Origin of the sequence: Sinorhizobium meliloti, from assembly GCF_017876815.1 — a bacterium.
Classification (GTDB): domain Bacteria; phylum Pseudomonadota; class Alphaproteobacteria; order Rhizobiales; family Rhizobiaceae; genus Sinorhizobium; species Sinorhizobium meliloti.
The window spans coordinates 850,520-868,223 of the sequence record NZ_JAGIOS010000003.1; the positions used below are offsets into that span (position 1 = coordinate 850,520).

Annotated in this window: 14 protein-coding genes and 1 pseudogene; 7 read left to right on the plus strand and 8 right to left on the minus strand. The window is 59.5% G+C overall.

Annotated elements, in window-relative coordinates; all coding sequences use genetic code 11:
• The first annotated feature begins 305 nt into the window (after positions 1-305).
• Positions 306-1,484, plus strand: a complete 1,179-nt coding sequence (locus tag JOH52_RS30525; RefSeq protein ID WP_017266162.1) for a Fic family protein — start codon at positions 306-308, stop codon at positions 1,482-1,484.
• A gap of 128 nt (positions 1,485-1,612) precedes the next feature.
• Here the strand turns inward: JOH52_RS30525 and JOH52_RS30530 are convergent, their stop codons facing one another.
• Entirely contained in the window at positions 1,613-2,506 is an 894-nt protein-coding gene (locus JOH52_RS30530) for a LysR family transcriptional regulator (RefSeq protein ID WP_013851123.1), read from the minus strand.
• Positions 2,507-2,588: 82 nt separating this feature from the next.
• Between JOH52_RS30530 and JOH52_RS30535 the strand changes: the two genes are divergently transcribed.
• The 3 genes from JOH52_RS30535 to JOH52_RS30545 all read left to right on the plus strand — a co-directional run bounded on the left by JOH52_RS30535 (position 2,589) and on the right by JOH52_RS30545 (position 5,874).
• Positions 2,589-3,515, plus strand: coding sequence for an NmrA/HSCARG family protein (locus tag JOH52_RS30535; protein ID WP_017266164.1), 927 nt, complete (start codon positions 2,589-2,591; stop codon positions 3,513-3,515).
• Positions 3,516-3,517: 2 nt separating this feature from the next.
• Positions 3,518-3,781, plus strand: coding sequence for a DUF2798 domain-containing protein (locus tag JOH52_RS30540; RefSeq protein ID WP_013851125.1), 264 nt, complete (start codon positions 3,518-3,520; stop codon positions 3,779-3,781).
• A 542-nt stretch (positions 3,782-4,323) separates the two neighbouring features.
• Entirely contained in the window at positions 4,324-5,874 is a 1,551-nt protein-coding gene (locus tag JOH52_RS30545; RefSeq protein ID WP_014531925.1) for a calcium-binding protein, read from the plus strand.
• A 949-nt stretch (positions 5,875-6,823) separates the two neighbouring features.
• On the opposite strand, the gene JOH52_RS30550 is transcribed toward JOH52_RS30545, so the two are convergent.
• The 6 genes from JOH52_RS30550 to JOH52_RS30575 form a co-directional block, all read right to left on the minus strand.
• The gene (locus tag JOH52_RS30550; protein ID WP_014531926.1) at positions 6,824-8,422 is read right to left on the minus strand and encodes an MFS transporter; all 1,599 of its coding nucleotides are present in this window, start codon (positions 8,420-8,422) and stop codon (positions 6,824-6,826) included.
• Positions 8,419-8,862, minus strand: coding sequence for a DoxX family protein (locus JOH52_RS30555; protein ID WP_010967202.1), 444 nt, complete (start codon positions 8,860-8,862; stop codon positions 8,419-8,421). The genes JOH52_RS30550 and JOH52_RS30555 overlap by 4 nt, the downstream gene beginning before the upstream one ends.
• A 160-nt stretch (positions 8,863-9,022) precedes the next feature.
• Positions 9,023-11,005, minus strand: coding sequence for an amidohydrolase (locus JOH52_RS30560; protein WP_014531927.1), 1,983 nt, complete (start codon positions 11,003-11,005; stop codon positions 9,023-9,025).
• A complete protein-coding gene (locus JOH52_RS30565; RefSeq protein WP_003525954.1) occupies positions 11,005-11,292 on the minus strand; it encodes a XapX domain-containing protein in 288 nt (95 codons plus the stop codon). Before JOH52_RS30565 ends, JOH52_RS30560 begins: the two co-directional genes overlap by 1 nt.
• A gap of 64 nt (positions 11,293-11,356) precedes the next feature.
• Positions 11,357-12,046, minus strand: a complete 690-nt coding sequence (locus tag JOH52_RS30570; RefSeq protein ID WP_010967200.1) for a hydrolase — start codon at positions 12,044-12,046, stop codon at positions 11,357-11,359.
• Between the two features lie 315 nt (positions 12,047-12,361).
• Positions 12,362-13,294, minus strand: a complete 933-nt coding sequence (locus tag JOH52_RS30575) for a VOC family protein (RefSeq protein ID WP_014531928.1) — start codon at positions 13,292-13,294, stop codon at positions 12,362-12,364.
• 111 nt (positions 13,295-13,405) lie between these two features.
• On the opposite strand from JOH52_RS30575, the gene JOH52_RS30580 reads away from it, so the two are divergent.
• Both JOH52_RS30580 and JOH52_RS30585 read left to right on the plus strand, forming a co-directional pair.
• Entirely contained in the window at positions 13,406-14,305 is a 900-nt protein-coding gene (locus JOH52_RS30580; RefSeq protein WP_010967198.1) for a LysR family transcriptional regulator, read from the plus strand.
• A gap of 441 nt (positions 14,306-14,746) precedes the next feature.
• A pseudogene (locus JOH52_RS30585) lies at positions 14,747-15,747 on the plus strand (IS30 family transposase).
• 91 nt (positions 15,748-15,838) lie between these two features.
• Here JOH52_RS30585 and JOH52_RS30590 read toward each other — a convergent pair.
• Positions 15,839-16,096, minus strand: coding sequence for a plasmid partitioning protein RepB C-terminal domain-containing protein (locus tag JOH52_RS30590; protein WP_080567622.1), 258 nt, complete (start codon positions 16,094-16,096; stop codon positions 15,839-15,841).
• Positions 16,097-16,369: 273 nt separating this feature from the next.
• Between JOH52_RS30590 and JOH52_RS30595 the strand changes: the two genes are divergently transcribed.
• Positions 16,370-17,569 carry an NAD-dependent formate dehydrogenase gene (locus JOH52_RS30595; protein ID WP_014531931.1) on the plus strand — a complete coding sequence of 400 codons (1,200 nt, stop codon included), beginning with the start codon at positions 16,370-16,372 and terminating at the stop codon, positions 17,567-17,569.
• Positions 17,570-17,704 lie beyond the last annotated feature (135 nt).

Below are 17,704 nucleotides of genomic sequence, written 5' to 3' on the forward strand. Positions count from 1 at the left end.
ACGCCGGAATTTTGGGTGAACATGTCTTGTCAGCCGCGCTAGGAATAGGTCGGCGGTTGATGTTGTGAGGCCGAAGGTCCGCTTTGGACCGGAATCCGAGAGAAATCCCCCGACTTGAACCGAATCGGCACGTAGACACGCAAATAGTGATGGCCGAGATAACCCTGGTCTCGAAGCGGTCGAATAGAAGCTGTGATGAGCGACCGAATTAAATAAGCGATCTCACTAATTAACGAAAACGGGATTTCATTTATTAACTGGACATGCTAATTAAAGGCGACAAACTTAGCCAAACTGGAAAGTGCATGAGGAACGAGACCGGTGGCCGCCTTGGTCGTTTTGTGGAGACCGCTGTTGGCGGCGAGCGTGTGAAGGCGTTTGTACCCCCACCTCTTCCTCCCAATCCCCCTCTTGAAATCACCGGCCTCTTAACGCGACTCAGCGCCGCCGAGCGCGCTCTGGGACGACTTGATGGCGTTTCCATCCTGCTGCCGAACAAGGAGCTGTTCCTGTACATGTATGTACGCAAGGAGGCTGTCCTTTCCTCCCAAATCGAGGGCACTCAGTCGACGCTGTCCGATCTCCTTCGCTTCGAGACAGAGGCGATCAGCGGCGAACCTGTCGACGACATCCGCGAAGTCTCGAACTATGTTGACGCCATGATGTTCGGTCTAGAGCGAATGCGGCAGTTGCCCCTGTCACTGCGCCTCATCCGGGAAATGCACCAGCGGTTGCTGGATAGCGGTCGCGGCGGCAGAAGGAGCCCTGGCGAATTCCGCACCTCACAGAATTGGATCGGCGGCACGCGGCCCGGAAACGCCATGTTCGTGCCTCCTCCAGCGAATGAGGTCATGACTTGCCTCGGTGACTGGGAAAGGTTCATTCATGAGGAGACGCCGAGCATTCCGCCGCTGATTAAGGCGGGCCTCATCCATGTCCAGTTTGAAACCATCCATCCTTTCCTAGATGGAAATGGCCGCCTCGGTCGACTTCTGATCACACTGTTCCTTTGCGCGACCGGCGTGCTTCAACAACCTCTGCTCTATCTCAGCCTTTATTTCAAATCGCGGCGGCCCGACTACTACCGGCTTCTACAGGAAGTCCGAGAATATGGAACGTGGGAAGCCTGGCTGGAGTTTTTCCTGGACGGTGTGGCCGAAACAGCAGATCAAGCTTTCGAGACAGCCAACCGTATTGCACGACTATTTCACGACGACAGGGAACGGATCGTGAGAGAATCCGAACGTACAGGATCGGTCCTTCAGATCCACGAAATCATGCGCACGAGCCCCTATCTGACCGCAGCGTCCGCGGCGAAGCGAAGCGGTCTCACAGTGCCGACCGTGAACGCTGCACTGGACCAGCTACAGAGACTCGGCGTCGTCGAAGAAGCCACCGGACGGCGCCGTGGCCGAGTGTTCGTGTATCGAGCTTATATGGATATCCTCAGTGACGGCGCGGGCACTAACGCTACTCGTTCATAAGGGGCGGTTCCTGTTGATCCTTTATGCGATTTTCGATGGAGAGGACGAGCGCGATAACGACGCGCCCGAAAATCTGGCTCATCTCCGATGCCCCTGAGGGGCAAAAAGAGGCAGGCTGGGCATACGTATCAAAGGTCATCGAGTCTGAGCCGCATGGCTAGGAGGTCAACGAACGCGCGCACCTTCGCGGGCGGACGTGTACTTTCTTGCCAGAGGGCATGAATCGGCACTGGCTTGGGCTCAAACTCCTGCAATACGATTTCTACCTGCCCGGCATCCACAAGATGCCTGATCTGCCACAGAGGAGAATATCCCAACCCTAGGCCACTTCTTACAGCAGAATAAATCGCTGCCATTGCATTGGAGCGAAACGAACCCCGGACTCCAACCATCCGCCTCTTTCCATCAATTTGGAAGGCCCACTGCCCCGGTCTGTTGCCGATTGTTCTGACGATGCAGGCGTGCTGGCGCAATTCCGCAGGATGTTCTGGCCGGCCATTCCGAGCAAAGTAGGAGGGTGCTCCGAACACCACCCGCCGTAGCGCACCCAATCTTTTACTCTGCAGGTTGGAATCAGGCAGGTCGGCAATGCGGACCACTACATCTATCCCTTCGCTTGCAAGGTCGACGAACGCATCTGTCAAACTTAGATCGACCTCGGCCTGCGGATAGCTTTCAATGTATTCCGCGACGATCGGAACTAGAAAGTCTGGCCCGAACAGCATTGGTGCACCCACGCGCAGAATTCCGGATGGTCCAGTCCTGCGACCAGCCGCCTCAAGTTGGGCCTCTCTGATTTCCAACACCGCTGGCTTCACCCGCCGATAAAAGGCCTGACCAGCCTCGCTGAGCGCAGAATGTCGTGTGGTGCGGTGAACAAGCTGAAGTCCAACGTCAACTTCAAGTGATGTAAGGGAGCGGCTCACCGCTTGCAGCGAGCGATTGAGACGAGTCGCAGCCCGGGTAAGGCTACCACTTTCCGCGATATGGATGAATGCTTCAAGGTCTTCGAGGCGACTCATATTATCTCGCATATTGCGATTCTATCTCCATCGCGACGTCAATTGTTACGTCTTCCACAGGAAATTAAAGTGCTCCCGCGTCATGAAATTTGCAAAGGACACGCTTATGGTATTGAACCAACCAAAGATCCTCGTTGTTGGAGCCACCGGCAAATTCGCGCGCTGGGTTATTCCCGAACTGATGCGCCGCGACGCTGTCGTCCATGCGCTCGTGCGCAACGATGCACGGGCAGCCGTCGCCCGCTCGCTGGGTGTGGCCGAGGTTTTCATTGGAGACCTCCGCAATACGGACAGTCTTGCCGAGGCAACGCGAGGCATGGACGGTGTCTTCTATATTGGCCCCGCGTTCACGCCTGACGAAGCAGCAATGGGGATTGCCATCGTCGAGGCCGCAGAGCGAAACGGTGTGAAGAAGTTCGCCTTCTCGTCGGTGATCCAGCCTACGAACACGCGCCTGAAGAACCATGCGAGCAAAATCCCGGTCGAGGAGGCGCTTTACTCGTCACGGCTCGAATATACAATCCTGCAGCCGGCGAACTTCATGCAGAACATCGGGATCGCGTGGCCATCGATCATTCTGCATGGTCGCTTCGGAGAGCCATTCCCGAAAGACATCAAGATCGCTCGCGTTGATTACCGCGACGTCGCCGAGGTCGCAGCCATTGCACTTACGGAGGACAAGCTGGCATTTGCCACGCTTGAGCTGGCGGCAGGTATGTTCAGCCGTAATGACGTTGTTGCGGCTATCTCGGCAGAGCTCGGACGCCCGATAGAAGCGTTTGAGCCCAGCTTCAGCGAGTGGGTGCAGAGCGCCCGTCTACCTTACAGTGAGCAGCAGATGCACATGCTCTCAAAGATCCACGAGCACTACAGAAACTACGGACTTGGGGGAAATAGCCTTTCGTTGACCGCTGCGTTGGGCCGCGAACCTCGTTCGCTGCGTGATTATATTCGGGAGTTGGCACGACAGAACGATCCGTTAACGCCCCATCTCGCTAAGGATTCGTAGTCATGCAAATCGACCGTGAGCAATTGATGCGAAGAAAGCTCCCGCCGGGCTATGCGAGAGTTGTGATGCCACTTGTTCTGTCCATCTTGATGTCGGGGGTCGTATCGGCAGTGGCTACCGCTAGTAACATAGGGCCAGGAGCCAGCTTTACTGCGGCCTGGCCGAATGCGTGGGTCGCCTCATGGATGGTCGCATTTCCCACGCTGCTCGTCGTGTTACCACTCGTGCGTCGGCTCGTGGCAATAATCGTGGAGCAGCCACGTTAAAGCCATTTACCTTCGGCTCACGCCTCCGATATAGCTAGACTTTCCTCCCCCACGGCGGCGTGGACTCCGATCCCGTTTCACAGGCAGGCGTGAGAGGGAGTCCCGAGGGCTGCGCCCAAACATGGGCGACGATCCGGTGAAAATCATTGCTGGCGGTGCGGCCAGCAATGACGACCGAAAACTGGAGAGACTCTGTGGCCCCCAATTCCGCAAAGACGTCGGAAATGAAGAAGCAAGGACGGCAAAAAACTGACGATAAATAGCGCCCTTCCCTACCCCCCCGCCCTTCGACCGAAACCTGCACCTGGATCGATTACAGTTGGTGATATGCTGCCCATGCGCTATCGGATTCTCTCCAGCACCGGCGGGTTAATTCCGCCGCCCGCGCTCGGCGCGATTCTCCCCTCACTCCAGATACTCAAATATTCAAATTAAAGTACTTTCACTTCATACTTACATTTGCAGAACATCCAGTGAGAATTGGGAGTTATATTATCCCCTTCGGATATCATAATTTCTTCTTCACGCTGAGGAGCCCTATTATGACAAGGATTGTTGGAACGAGTGCCGACGATACTCTGGATGGCATGGCGGAAGGCGACCGGATCTGGAGTCTCGACGGCAATGATGTCGTGGATGGCGGCGCAGGCGACGACTTCGTCGATGGCGGGGCCGGCGACGATGCGCTGACAAGTTCAAGCGGCTTTGACGAGTTCACCGGCGGCGAAGGCAATGATCGGCTGTCGTTCATCGGTGTCGGCGGCGCGGCACGGGGCGGCACGGGGGTCGACACGCTTGTGGGCGATTACGCCGCGATATCCGATGCCTTCCTGTTCGATGGAATGCATGGCCACGCAGCCTTCGGCGATCTGTCGGTTAAGGGAAACCACCTTTATTTCCTCGATATCGAGCGGCTCTCTTTGACGACCGGGATCGGCGATGACAGGATCATTGCCACGGGCTTCAGCTTCGTCAACGTCCATACCGGTGCGGGTGACGACCGTGTCGAAACCGGCATCGGCGATGACCAGATCTATGCTGGCGACGGCCGGGATCTGCTGTTTGGCGGCGGCGGCGACGATTTTATTCACGGCGGTCAGGGCGACGACTACGTTGACGGCGGCAACGACGACGACAGACTCGAGGGGGAGGATGGCAATGACAGTCTTGTGGGCGGTCGTGGCAACGACCGGCTCGACGGGGGCGGCGGCGATGACGACGTCAATGGTGGCGACGGCAACGACTCTCTGACCGGAGGCCTCGGATCGGATACGGTGACGGGCGGTGCCGGGGATGATTACCTGAGCAATAGTTTTGCCGCCGGAGACATACTGCTCGGCGGCGACGGCAATGACACTCTCTCGGCGGGTGGGGAAGACACCGCCTATGGCGGATGGAGTGATCTCTACGGCGGCGCCGGCGATGACAGACTTCACATCTATACGGATGGTTCCTTGGGCGCATTGGACGGCGGCGAGGGTTTCGACCGAGCGAGCATCGCCCTCGATGATGTGCCCGCCGGCTTCGTTCTCGATGCATCGCGTTTTGGCTCGATCGAGGAGTTCAACATTACCGTTAAATCCGCCTATCGAGGCGTTCACCTCTCCGGCGGGAATGGCAACGACAGGCTCTTCTGTTTTGATACATACAGGGAAGGTCCCAGCGGAAACGATGTTTTGAACGGGCGCAACGGCGATGACATACTCGTCGGCGGCAGTGGAGCGGATAGTCTGCTGGGCGGGGATGGCAACGACTCGCTGAGTGGCGAATATCACTCGGACAGGCTGCTCGGCGGCGCCGGCGCAGATCTTTTGACAGGTGGATCCGATGCCGACACGTTCATTTGGGACGAAGCCTCTGTCCGCAATGACAGGAGCGTCGATCGGATCACCGACTTCCGCGGCGGGGACGGTGATGTGCTTCTATTCCGCGGCTTTGGCGGTACCGAGTTTCGCGACTTCGAAAGCTTCCTCGCCGCCTCCCGTGACACGCCCGAGGGCGTTTACGTCAGTTTCGATGGCGACGCCCACGGGATATTGATCCAGAATACCCTGCTCGCTGATCTTTCGGCGGCGGACGTCTTGTTCGCCTGAGCACAGGCGTCGCCCTTCCCGAAAGCCCGGCGCCTTCCTACAATGACTACCTCAGAAATGAAGGCGAGGAGCGCCTTGGAATCGATTATCGCCAGTGCGCCTGATTCGTTCCGTCTGCGTATCGTTGCACCTCTTGGGAGCGCTTGACCGCCCTAAACCGAGAACGCGCTAGCCGTGCCCGACGATACATTATGCGATCATCGACGCACAAATCGGAAACAAACACAGCACAGTGCTCGGCAAATCCTATCCACCTTGTCGAAGACGATCGATGTTAGCGATCATCTGCTCGGCATGCACTCGGGCCTCTTCGCATGAGCCGTCGTGCCAGGCCGGCAGGGTAAGCGGCGCGATAGGACGTTGCAACGGCATGTAGCCGCACGCCTACGTCCCTCCCGTAGAGGTGAAACGTAGGTCGTCATGGGATGAGCTCCGACCCGCGTTTGATCGAGCAGTTTCCTGTCCTTAGAGACATACTGGGCTAGAGCCGTCGGCTCATAAACGAATGCCGGGCCTACCACACCTCGCCGAGGACCTTCGGCACAGATGACAGCGTTAATGTGCCTTACCCCCTCCGCTATCATCGAATTTGCAGACAATCACATGCTTGCACTTGCACCTAACGACGAGACAGGCGCCCTCATCCAGTTGCTCAAGCGGATGACGTAGCCGCGACCGAGCTATGTGTGTCGAAGCTGAAATTCGAAATGCCGCGTGAGCCTACCCGCCGCCGTTAAAGTTGTGGTTGGGATGCGTGGGAGAAACAAGCCGAGGGCGCTCAACCCGTCATGGGGAGCGCCCTCGTTCACCCACGACAAGCGAAAGCGCGACGATCATCGTCACTGCAGACAGTCGTTGAATTGGGTGATCAGCCTCAGATGAGAATCGTCACCCCACTTTTCAAGATCATCTGGTATAGTGGCGGCCGCAGCCGCCACTCTTCTACCCGTTACGCGGCACCCGGTCGGTTTATCGTCATGAAGTGACGGACGACAGGCTTGTCGGGACCGACATGGTAGGCGAGAACCTTGCCCTGCAGATCGGCGTCGGCATTGGACACCCGCTTGTGCTGGCGAAGATGTTCAGCCCAGGATTCCACCATGAACCATTCGACGATCTTCTCGGGGTCGGCCGAATCCTCGGTCACGCCCCATCCGTAGGCACCATCGCGGCGGCGCTCCCTGGAAAGATGATCGATCGCGTGCAGGAAGGCTGTGCGGTGCTGCTTCTCGACCTTGTACTCGATCAGGATCAGAACCGGGCCGCGGTCATGGGCGATCGGTTCCGCAACAAGCGGCTCGGGCCAGTGGTTCGACGGCACCAGGTCGGCATCGCCGGCCGGAAGCTTCACGCGGTGCATTATGAGTCCGGCGATGAGCAGGCCGATGGCTCCAATGATCAAGGTGGACTGGATGCCGACAGCCTCGCCGACCGCGCCCCAACCAAGGCTTCCGGCAGTCATCGCACCGTTGAAGACCGTCAGGTAGACGGCGAGCCCACGACCCCGTACCCAGTTGGGAAGAACTGACTGCGCAGTGCCATTGAGCGTTGTCAGGGCGGTGATCCACGCGCCACCGAGGAAGAGAAGAACGATGATGGCGACGACCTTCGGTGGAGCGAGAGCAAGGACTCCCATGACGGCTGCGGTGATCAGCGCGGCGCCGAGCAGCAGGCCGTCGGAACTCAGGCGTTCGCGAAGCTTCGGCATCACCAGGGCTCCACCGATCGCGCCTGCACCGACTGCGCCCAGCAGGATGCCATAGAAGCCGGCATCGCCACCGAGCAGTTGCCGCGCAACGAGCGGGAGAAGCGCCCAGACGGCGCTGGCGAAGGCGAAGAAGATCGCGGCGCGCAAGAGGACGACGTGCAGTGGCGTGCTTGAGCGGGTGTAGCGAAGCCCGGCCCGGAACGCACCGAAGAAGTTCTCCTGGAGAGCATCGTTGGCGTTCTTGGCCCGTGGCCACCAGACAAGAGCGGCTATGACCACGATGTAGCTGGCGACATCGGCGCCGTAGGTGATTCCGGCTCCGAAGGCTGCGAGAAGCAGGCCGCCCGCAGCGGGGCCGATCGAGCGGGCGATGTTGATGCCGAGCGAGTTCAGCGCCACTGCGCTCTTCACGTCCTCGCGCTTCACCAGTTCCGGAACGATCGCCTGCCAGGTCGGCCCCATCAGCGCGGCCCCAACGCCGCCGAGGAAGGTCAGGCCGATCAGCGAGCTGACCGAGAGCATGCCCGTCTGCGACAGGACCATCAGGGAGATGCTGACGGAGGCGAGCAGGAGTTGGACGGCGATCAGAAATTTGCGGCGATCAAGGATGTCGGTGAGAACGCCTGCGGGAATGGCAAGCAGGAAGATCGGCAGGGTTCCGGCCGCCTGAACCATGGCCACCGCGGCGGGCGATGCGGACAGATCCGTCATCAGCCAAGCGCTGGCGACATCGCGCATGAAGCTTCCGGTATTGCCGAGGACGGTCGCGGTCCACAGAACTGCGAAGACTGGCTGGGCAAGGGGCGCAAAGGTTCCCCCGGATGATTTTGCGGCGCTCATTTGCCTGCTCCCTTGGTGAGGTCGAATGCTGCAACAAAGACGAATGCGCCTGCGAGGCCGAGGTGCTCGAAGAAGGCGTTGGTCGCCATCATGCGATCCATTCCCGGCGCCATTTCCCAGAAGCGCAGAGCGATGAAGGTTGCGAGAAGCGTGAAGCCAGCCAGCGCCAGGGCACCTGCCCAACGCAGCAAGCCCGAGATCACCATGGCAGAGGCTGTCAGTTCGAACACGATGACAGCGACTGCGAAGAAGGGGGCCGGGTGCAGACCGAAATGATCCATTTCAGCCAGTGCACCATTGAAGTCGAAGATCTTGGTGAGGGGACCCTGTATGTAGGCTGCGCAAAGAGCCAGCAGTGACACCGTCCGCACGACAGGCGATCCGACGACGCGCGCCACGCCGCTCCGGATTGGGTTGGATAGTTGAGAATGGTAGGTCATATTTGCTCCTGCATGTTCGCCGCGAGGGCTGCGTTCGATGGAGCGATATTGGCTGGTTACCGAATTGCCAACAATTGCAGCAATAGTTTCGATTTAATTGCAAAATCAGCAATTATGGGGTGGCGCTCGGGTGTCGGTGGGCACCCGAGCTGAATGTTCGTCAGACCGCCCAGCAGGAGCAGCCGAGAGCGCCGAAGAAGCCCTTGAGGTCGGCTATCGGGAGCTTGGATGTCCAGGCCCCGGCATGGTCGTGGCCGTGCACGCCGCAATCACTTGCACATCCGCATGTGGAGATCGCGGTGCGGCGGAGTGAGCGGGCACCCGCTCTTTCCGGTTCGCCCCAGGCCGCGTAACCGCCGAATTTGCGCACCGGAGACCAGTCGGGCATCGCGGGCGGGATCTCGTTCTCGTCGAGCGTCTTGAAGTCGCCTGCGCCATAGACAATCTTGCCGCCGACCATGGTCAGCTCCGAGACGATGAAGGAGATCTCGTCCTCGGCGCAGGAGAAGAAGTCCTTGTCCGGCACCACGAGGTCGGCGAACTGCCCTTTTTCGATGCGGCCCTTCTTGCCTTCCTCGTTGGAGAACCATGTGACCTTTTCGGTCCACATTCGCAGCGCCGTCTCGCGGTCGAGGCAGTTTGCCCGAGGGTAGAGCTGCATGCCGCCGACCGTCTTGCCAGTTACCATCCACGACAGCGATACCCACGGATTGTAGGAGGCGACGCGGGTGGCATCGGTGCCGGCCGAGACGTTGACTCCCTTATCGAGCATGCGGCGGATCGGCGGCGTAGCCTCGGCCACGCCATGGCCATAGCGTTCGGCGAAATATTCGCCCTGATAGGCCATGCGATGCTGGCTAGCGATACCGCCGCCAAGCGCTGCGATACGGTCGATCGAGCGATCCGAGATGGTTTCGGCATGGTCGAAGAACCAGTTCAGTCCTTCGAGCGGGATATCCTTGTTGACCTTCTCGAACACGTCGAGCGCGCGGGAGATCGTCTCGTCATAGGTGGCATGCAGGCGCCATGGCCAGCGGTTTTCAGCCAGAACGCGGACGACCTCTTCCAGCTCACCTTCCATTTCCGGAGCCATCTCTGGACGGGGTTGGCGGAAATCCTCGAAGTCCGCGGCGGAGAAGACAAGCATCTCGCCCGCACCGTTGTGGCGGAAGTAATCGTTGCCCTGCTTGTATTTGACCGACTGCGTCCAGTTCAGGAAGTCCTGCTTCTCTTCCTTGGGCTTCTGGGTGAAGAGGTTGTAGGCCAGCCGCACCGTCATCTGGTTCTCGTCGGACAGCTTCTGAATGACCTCGTAGTCGTCAGGATAGTTCTGGAAGCCGCCACCCGCGTCGATCACGCCTGTCACGCCAAGGCGGTTCAGTTCGCGCATGAAATGGCGGGTCGAGTTGACTTGGTAGTCGAAGGGAAGCTTGGGGCCCTTGGCCAGCGTCGAGTACAGAATGCCTGCATTCGGCTTGGCCAGCAGCAAGCCGGTCGGGTTACCGTTGGCATCTCGGGTGATCTCGCCGCCGGGCGGGTTCGGCGTGTCACGGGTGTAGCCCACCGCGCGGAGAGCTGCCCCATTGAGCAGCGCACGGTCATAAAGGTGCAGAAGGAAGACGGGCGTGTCGGGCGCGACGGCATTGATCTCCTCGATTGTCGGGAGGCGCTTTTCCGCGAATTGATGTTCGGTGAAGCCGCCGACGACACGGACCCATTGCGGCGCGGGCGTGATCGCCACCTGGCGCTTCAGCATGTCCATCGCGTCGGCGAGCGAGCGCACGCCGTCCCAGCGCAGTTCCATGTTGTAGTTGAGGCCACCGCGAACGACGTGGGTATGGTTGTCGATCAGGCCGGGAAGGACGCCCTTGCCCTTGAGGTCGACGATTTTGGTGCCGGAACCAGCCAGCGCCATGACCTCGCTGTCGGATCCGACTTCCAAAAACAGCCCATCCTTGATGGCGATTGCCGTTGCATTCGGATTGGTCCGGTCAAGGGTCGTCACGCGGCCATTGTGGAGGATCAGGTCGGGATGCATGGTGTCTACTCCGGTCTGGTTGGGATCGGCGGCTTTCGCCGGGGAGAAGAGGTTCGCGAACGCCAGGCTCGACGCGCCTCCGAGGAAGGATCGACGCGTCGCCATCAGCTCCGCTCCTCTACACGCGCCTTTGCCTGATGGGCAATCTCGATACGATCGCTGCCCTTCGGGAGATGACCGAACATGTGCGGCTTGATCTGATGAAGCCATGAGATGGCTGCCGGCTCGCTTCTCCAAAGCGTCTTCGCGAACGGAATGATCTGTTCGCCGACAAGGATTCCGAGAAGGCCGACCAGAGCAATGACAGGCGGTGCTGGTGATCGGACGTTGAGCAGGCTGTAGACAATGCCGACAAGCAGGCCTGCGCCAAGCGATAGGAGGTAGACTTTCATGGGATGATCTCCGGTTGCGAAAGGGCCGCTCCGACCGGGTGATCGGAGCGGCCGGATCAGGCCCTTACTTTGCGGGGTTCGGGCCGATGCGCTTGCCGTGCTTAACGCGTTCTTCGGCGCCGTGGACCATCGTGTAGGCGTAGTCGATGCCCATGCCGTACGCGCCGGAATGTTCCTTCACAAGCGTGGTGACAGCATCGTAGGTCTCCTTGCGAGCCCAGTCGCGCTGCCATTCAAGCAGAACCTGCTGCCACGTGACCGGGATCACACCTGCCTGCACCATGCGGTCCATTGCGTATTTGTGTGCGTCGGACGAGGTACCGCCGGAGGCATCTGCGACCATGTAGATTTCGTATTCGGGGACATCATGGAGGGCAGAGAGGGCGAAGGTGGTGTTGCATACTTCAGTCCAGAGACCGGAGACGACGATCTTCTTGCGGCCGTTGGCGGCGTTCTTCGCCAGCGCGTCACGGACGTTCTGATCGTCCCAGGAGTTCATCGAGGTGCGCTCAAGGAGGTCGTTCTCCGGGAAGACGGCAAGCAGCTCGGGGAAGGTGTTGCCAGAGAAGGACTGCGTTTCGACCGTGGTGATCGTGGTCGGGACATTGAAGATCTTGGCGGCCTTGGCGAGGCCGACGACATTGTTCTTCAGCGTCTGGCGGTCGATCGACTGGACCCCAAAGGCCATTTGCGGCTGCTGGTCGATGAAGATGAGCTGGCTGTTTGCCGGGGTCAGGACTTCGAGCTTGGACATGGGTCAATTCCTCTTCGGTTGTTTGGGCCGCCTGGTGCGGCGTCAGAAAATGGGCAGCAGCTATCGATCGGACGCCCGCCAAGCGGCGCTCTTTCTGCAATCCTTGGAGTGTTGCTGGCTCCTTTTCGGGGCCGTTCACTCGTCGTCTTGGCTGCTGACAACAAATCTACCGCGCCGCTACTCACTGCGGAATTGCAATAAAAATTTCGAATGAATTGCGATATCTGCAACAGACGTCGGTTTGCCAGCACTTGGACGGAACAGCGCCGCGACCCTTTCGAATCGCGCTGACGTTCCAACTCTCAGTGACTGCTGTCATGCCGCCAGCGGCACGAGGTTAGCCTGGATCTGTTCGCGGTATTCCTCGTATCTGACCGGAAGCTTAAGAGCTTCCCCGAGGTGGGCTGTATCCTCGTCGCGGTTGAATCCGGGCTCGTTTGTGGCGACCTCGAAGAGGATACCGCCCGGTGTGCGGAAGTAGATGGCCCAGAAATAATCGCGGTCGATGACGGGGGTGACCTGGTAGCCAGTGTCCATCAGCGCCTTGCGCACCTCGAGCTGCTTCTCGCGGTTGTCGACGGCGAATGCAATATGGTGCACCGAACCTGCACCCTGTCGCGCGAAAGGAGTCTTTGGCAATGCCAGTAGATCGATCGTGTCCGCTCCGTTACCGTTGGATATGATGAAGCGTACAACGTCGCCCTCCTTCTCGGCGCGCTCGTAGCCCATGAAGCCGAGCAGCTCCTCCGTTGCAGCGGAGTCGTGCAGGCTGAAGCGTGCGCCAGCGAAACCGCGGATGGCCGCATCATCTGGAATTCCATCTGCCAGCCACGGAGCGCGCTTGTCGTCAGCGGACTCGATAAGCGCAAAGCTGTCGCCGTCCGGTCCCATGAAGCGGAGTCGGTCCGCGCCGAAGACAGTATCGCGTTCCAGACCGTCCACGCCTTGGGTTGTGAAGCGATCCTGCCAGAACTTCAGCGATCCCTTGGGAACGGAGAACTGGGTCTCGCCGACTTCACCGACACCGGGGCGGCCGAGCATCATGTTCGGGAACGGGAAGTAGGTCATCACCGTTCCGGCCGAGCCCGTCTCGTCACCATAGTAGAGGTGATAGACGCTCGGGTCGTCGAAGTTGACAGTCTGCTTGACGCGACGAAGACCGAGCGTGTCGGTGAAGAAGCGGTTGTTCTGCCGCGCGTCCGATGCCATCGAAGTCACGTGGTGCAGTCCCTTGATGTCCTTGATCATTTTGAAGCCTCTCGGTTGGTGTTCCGGTGTTGATAAGAATGTAGACCCGTTGATCGCCGCTCGTAATTGCAATATTCCTTTTGATTGAATTGCAGTTTATGAAACAATGAGATGAACGACTACAAAGCTCTCCGCACCTTTCTGCTCGCCGCTGAGAAGCGGAACTTTGCCCAGGTCGCGCGCGAACTGGACATGACGCCAGCAGCCGTCACACGGGCGATCGCCGCCCTCGAGGCGGAACTTGGCGTGCAGCTCTTCGTTCGCACGACGAGACAGGTATCGCTGACGACCGACGGCGCGATCTTTGCCGCGCAGCTCCAACCCGCTGTGAAAACGATCGAAGACGCACGGCGTGAAGTAATGAACGCCCACAAGGCCGATGAGGGGCGGCTCCGGATCAGCGCGCCGACGTGGTTCGGCAAGGCGGTGCTGCCGCCGATCCTTTCAGCGTTCAAGGAACGGTATCCCAAGATGAGCTTCGAGATCTCGCTTTCGGATGGATTGGTGAATATCGTCGATGACGACTACGATCTGGCGATCCGCATCTCGTCGCAGCCGTCGGACAAATTCACCATCTGGCGTAAGATCAGGGTTGTGCCGCGCATCCTGGTTGCCGCTCCCGGGAGCAGGTTCGTCGACATGCAGCACCCGAACGAACTGACACCGGACGACTGCCTCGCCTACAGCGGCGATAGCCGACGTGAGAACTGGGTGCTGTCGGACGGCGGATCGAGCATAACGATTTCGGCTGGCCGGGCATTCAGCGCCAACAACGGTGAAGTGCTCGCCGATATCGCCGCGGATGGCGCGGGTGTCGCCATGCTGCCAGGATTCCACATTTTCGAGCATCTTCGTACAGGGCGACTCGTACACGTCTTCAAAGGCTGGGCACCGCCGGATTTGTGGTTAACCCTTTACTATCCGCCCTACCAGGCCCTTCCGCCGCGGATCGCTTCCTTCTCCAAGTTTTTTGAAGAGCAGGTTCCAGCGCACATGGTCATGCTGGATTGAGGCCTATCCTTGCGGACATATCAGCTCGTTTGCTGTGCCTTGGTACGTTCGGCTACGAGCGCCGACGCGCCACCTCCGCTACCGAACTGCCGGACAGCTGCGCTTCTTCAACAATTCGCCATTTGTCTTCCAGCGACCAGTTTCGTCGAGCGCTTCGCTCATTCCCGATATCGGGTACCGCCATAGTATCCACCTAGCACTTGGTGGGCGCTATCCCACTCCAAGGTAGTGCCGGTAGGCGGCCATCACGCCACGCTTACGACCTTCGCGTGGAAAAACAATTGTGTTACGGGCAGCGCCACGCCCGAAACGACTTCGCTGGTTCGCTCTTCCAGTCGATACATTATGCGATCCTGACGAACAAGCCGGGAACGTTGGTACATTCTATTTCCAAGTGCGACATTCCAATAAAAACAAAGGCTTCGCCTTGGAGATTTTTGGATGTCGCTTTGCTATTCGCAACTCACCCTTTCCGATCGACGACGTTTGCATCAGCTCGTGGAACGCAAAGTTCCTGTCGGTGAGATCGCCCGCCAACTCGGTCGGCATCGATCGACGATCTATCGTGAACTGAAGCGCAATACCTTTCATGATGCCGAGTTTCCGGAATACAGCGGCTATTACAGCGGTATCGCCAACGACATCTCGAAGGAGCGTCGGCGACGGCTGCGCAAGCTCAGCCGCCACCCGCAATTGCGCGAACTGGTCATCGAGCAGCTGAAGGCACTTTGGTCGCCGGAGCAGATCGCCGGCCGTCTGCTTGCCGATGGTGTGAGCGCCGTCCGCGTCTGCACCGAGACGATCTATCGCTTCATCTATAGCAAGGAAGATTATGCGCTGGAGCTCTATCAGCATCTGCCGGAAGGCCGTCGTAAGCGCCGCCCACGCCGCTCCCGCAAACCCGTGACGGCTCGATCCCGTTGGACTGCAGGATCAGCCAACGCCCTGATTTCATTGCCGATCGCTCTCAGTTCGGCCACTGGGAGGGTGATCTCCTGATCTTCCGGCGCGACCTTGGTGAAGCCAATGTCACCTCGCTGGTCGAGCGCAAGAGCCGCTACACGGTGATGATCAAGAATGGCAGCCGTCACTCTCGTCCGCTCATCGACAAGATCATCGATGCCTTCTCACCGCTACCCGCCTTTGCCCGGCAGAGCTTCACCTTCGACCGTGGTACCGAGTTTCGCGGTTTCAAGGCTTTGGAAGATGGACTCGGCGCCAGGAGCTGGTTTTGCGATCCGAATTCACCGTGGCAGAAAGGCGCGGTCGAGAACACCAACAAGCGCATCCGTCGCTTTGTGCCGAGCGATACGGACCTGTCCGCCGTCAACCAGCCGCAACTGGTCGCCCTCGCCCACCATCTCAATTCACTGCCCAGGAAATGCCTTGGTTACCGCACGCCCGCCGAGGTCTTCATGGCCCATTTGCGCGATTGCGGGTAATCCCCTACCCTCCACCCGTCATTGTTGCACTTGGATTAGATTCTCCAGTTTCGTGATTCCAATGGGCCACGTCTCTGCCCCATAAGGAATTTTACGCCTCCGGGGCCTCCGGCTGAGGGCCGATCGCTTCGATCTCAGCGATTTTCTGAAACTCCCCAAGACATTCTGGGCGGTGATACGAAAGCCACCGAATGATGCGAGTGTTGGCGAGCAGCTTGGCAACGTATCCGCGTGCGACGGTAAGATGCAGATTGTCGATGCCGTAAGTTTCCTCGCGCTTTTCACTTGAGTCTGAAGTGCTGCCAGGTCCCTTTCCATCCGGGCAATCTGCTGGCCTGACGGCGTGGATGCAGCAGCGCCTGTCATCTTTTTGGCTGCGACCAACTGGCTGTCAGTCGTACGAATTCATCTGCCCGCATGCAGCGCTGCGGCCACTTGAAACCTCGCCCTGCTCCTCCATCTTCTCGCGCAGTACTAGCTCCACGAACGTGGGAGGGCCAGGAGCAAGCCTGCTGCCCACAGATCGTCAACAGAGCATGTCGCCCTGCTGTTCGTCCGCATTGACCGGCAGTCTTGAACAGGTCGCGCCCTTCCTCTTCGTTTCCGATGAAGGGAGATGGAAATGGCAAAGGTCGTTTGCGTGCTTTATGACGATCCGGTCGATGGCTACCCGACGGCTTACGCGCGGGATGGCCTGCCGACGCTGGAGCGCTACCCCGGCGGCCAGACGCTCCCCACCCCGAAGGCGATCGACTTTGAGCCAGGCGCCCTCCTGGGCAGCGTCTCCGGCGAACTGGGTTTGAGAAAATTTCTCGAAAGCCAAGGGCATACCCTGGTGGTGACATCGGACAAGGACGGTCCCGACAGCGTCTTCGAGCGAGAGCTCGTAGACGCCGAGATCGTCATCTCGCAACCTTTCTGGCCGGCTTACATCACCGCCGAGAGGATCGTCAAGGCGGCCAGGCTGAAGCTTGCGATCACCGCCGGCATCGGCTCGGACCACGTCGACCTTCAGGCCGCGATCGACCGCGGCATTACCGTCGCCGAGGTGACCTATTGCAATTCGATCAGCGTGTCCGAGCATGTGGTGATGATGATCCTCAGCCTCGCGCGCAACTATATCCCCTCCTACCAGTGGGTCGTAAAAGGTGGCTGGAACGTCGCCGACTGCGTTGCGCGTTCCTATGACATCGAGGGCATGGACATCGGCACGGTGGGCGCTGGGCGGATCGGCACCGCGGTGCTGCGCCGGCTCAAACCGTTCGATGTCAAGCTGCACTACACCGACCGGCACCGGCTTCCGGACGAGGTCGAGAAGGAGCTCGGCGTTACTTTCCATCAGACGGCGGCGGAAATGGTGCCCGTTTGCGACGTCGTGACGATCAATGCGCCCCTCCACCCGGAGACGGAAAACCTCTTCAACGAGGCGATGATCGGCAAGATGAAGCGCGGTGCCTATCTGGTGAACACCGCGCGCGGCAAGATCTGCAATCGCGATGCCATCGCACGGGCGCTCGAAAGCGGCCAACTCGCCGGCTATGCCGGTGACGTTTGGTTCCCGCAGCCGGCGCCCAAGGACCATCCGTGGCGCTCGATGCCCCATCACGGCATGACGCCGCATATTTCGGGTTCCTCGCTCTCCGCCCAGGCGCGCTATGCCGCGGGCACGCGAGAGATTCTCGAATGCTGGTTCGGGGGCAGGCCGATCCGCGAGGAATATCTGATCGTCTCCGGCGGCAAGCTCGCCGGCGCCGGCGCCCACTCCTACAGCGCCGGAGACGCGACTCGCGGATCCGAGGAAGCAGCACACTTCAAGACCTGAACGCGGGCGGGCTTTTCTGCGGCCGTGCGGGGCAGCCGCACGGCCGGTTGATGTTTCTCCAGCGGCCGTCTTACAGTTCACCGGTGTGATCTCTGCGATCACCGTGTTCAGCAAGCCGTCAGAATCACTCGGCCT

Excerpts from the sequence above, each read along its gene's own strand:
- JOH52_RS30550 (WP_014531926.1), bottom strand. The coding sequence starts at position 8,422 with ATGAGCGCCGCAAAATCATCCGGGGGAACCTTTGCGCCCCTTGCCCAG.
- JOH52_RS30575 (WP_014531928.1), bottom strand. The coding sequence starts at position 13,294 with ATGATCAAGGACATCAAGGGACTGCACCACGTGACTTCGATGGCATCG.
- JOH52_RS30530 (WP_013851123.1), bottom strand. The coding sequence starts at position 2,506 with ATGAGTCGCCTCGAAGACCTTGAAGCATTCATCCATATCGCGGAAAGT.
- JOH52_RS30595 (WP_014531931.1), top strand. The coding sequence starts at position 16,370 with ATGGCAAAGGTCGTTTGCGTGCTTTATGACGATCCGGTCGATGGCTAC.
- JOH52_RS30540 (WP_013851125.1), top strand. The coding sequence starts at position 3,518 with ATGCAAATCGACCGTGAGCAATTGATGCGAAGAAAGCTCCCGCCGGGC.
- JOH52_RS30560 (WP_014531927.1), bottom strand. The coding sequence starts at position 11,005 with ATGGCGACGCGTCGATCCTTCCTCGGAGGCGCGTCGAGCCTGGCGTTC.
- JOH52_RS30565 (WP_003525954.1), bottom strand. The coding sequence starts at position 11,292 with ATGAAAGTCTACCTCCTATCGCTTGGCGCAGGCCTGCTTGTCGGCATT.
- JOH52_RS30580 (WP_010967198.1), top strand. The coding sequence starts at position 13,406 with ATGAACGACTACAAAGCTCTCCGCACCTTTCTGCTCGCCGCTGAGAAG.
- JOH52_RS30545 (WP_014531925.1), top strand. The coding sequence starts at position 4,324 with ATGACAAGGATTGTTGGAACGAGTGCCGACGATACTCTGGATGGCATG.
- JOH52_RS30535 (WP_017266164.1), top strand. The coding sequence starts at position 2,589 with ATGAAATTTGCAAAGGACACGCTTATGGTATTGAACCAACCAAAGATC.
- JOH52_RS30570 (WP_010967200.1), bottom strand. The coding sequence starts at position 12,046 with ATGTCCAAGCTCGAAGTCCTGACCCCGGCAAACAGCCAGCTCATCTTC.
- JOH52_RS30555 (WP_010967202.1), bottom strand. The coding sequence starts at position 8,862 with ATGACCTACCATTCTCAACTATCCAACCCAATCCGGAGCGGCGTGGCG.
- JOH52_RS30525 (WP_017266162.1), top strand. The coding sequence starts at position 306 with ATGAGGAACGAGACCGGTGGCCGCCTTGGTCGTTTTGTGGAGACCGCT.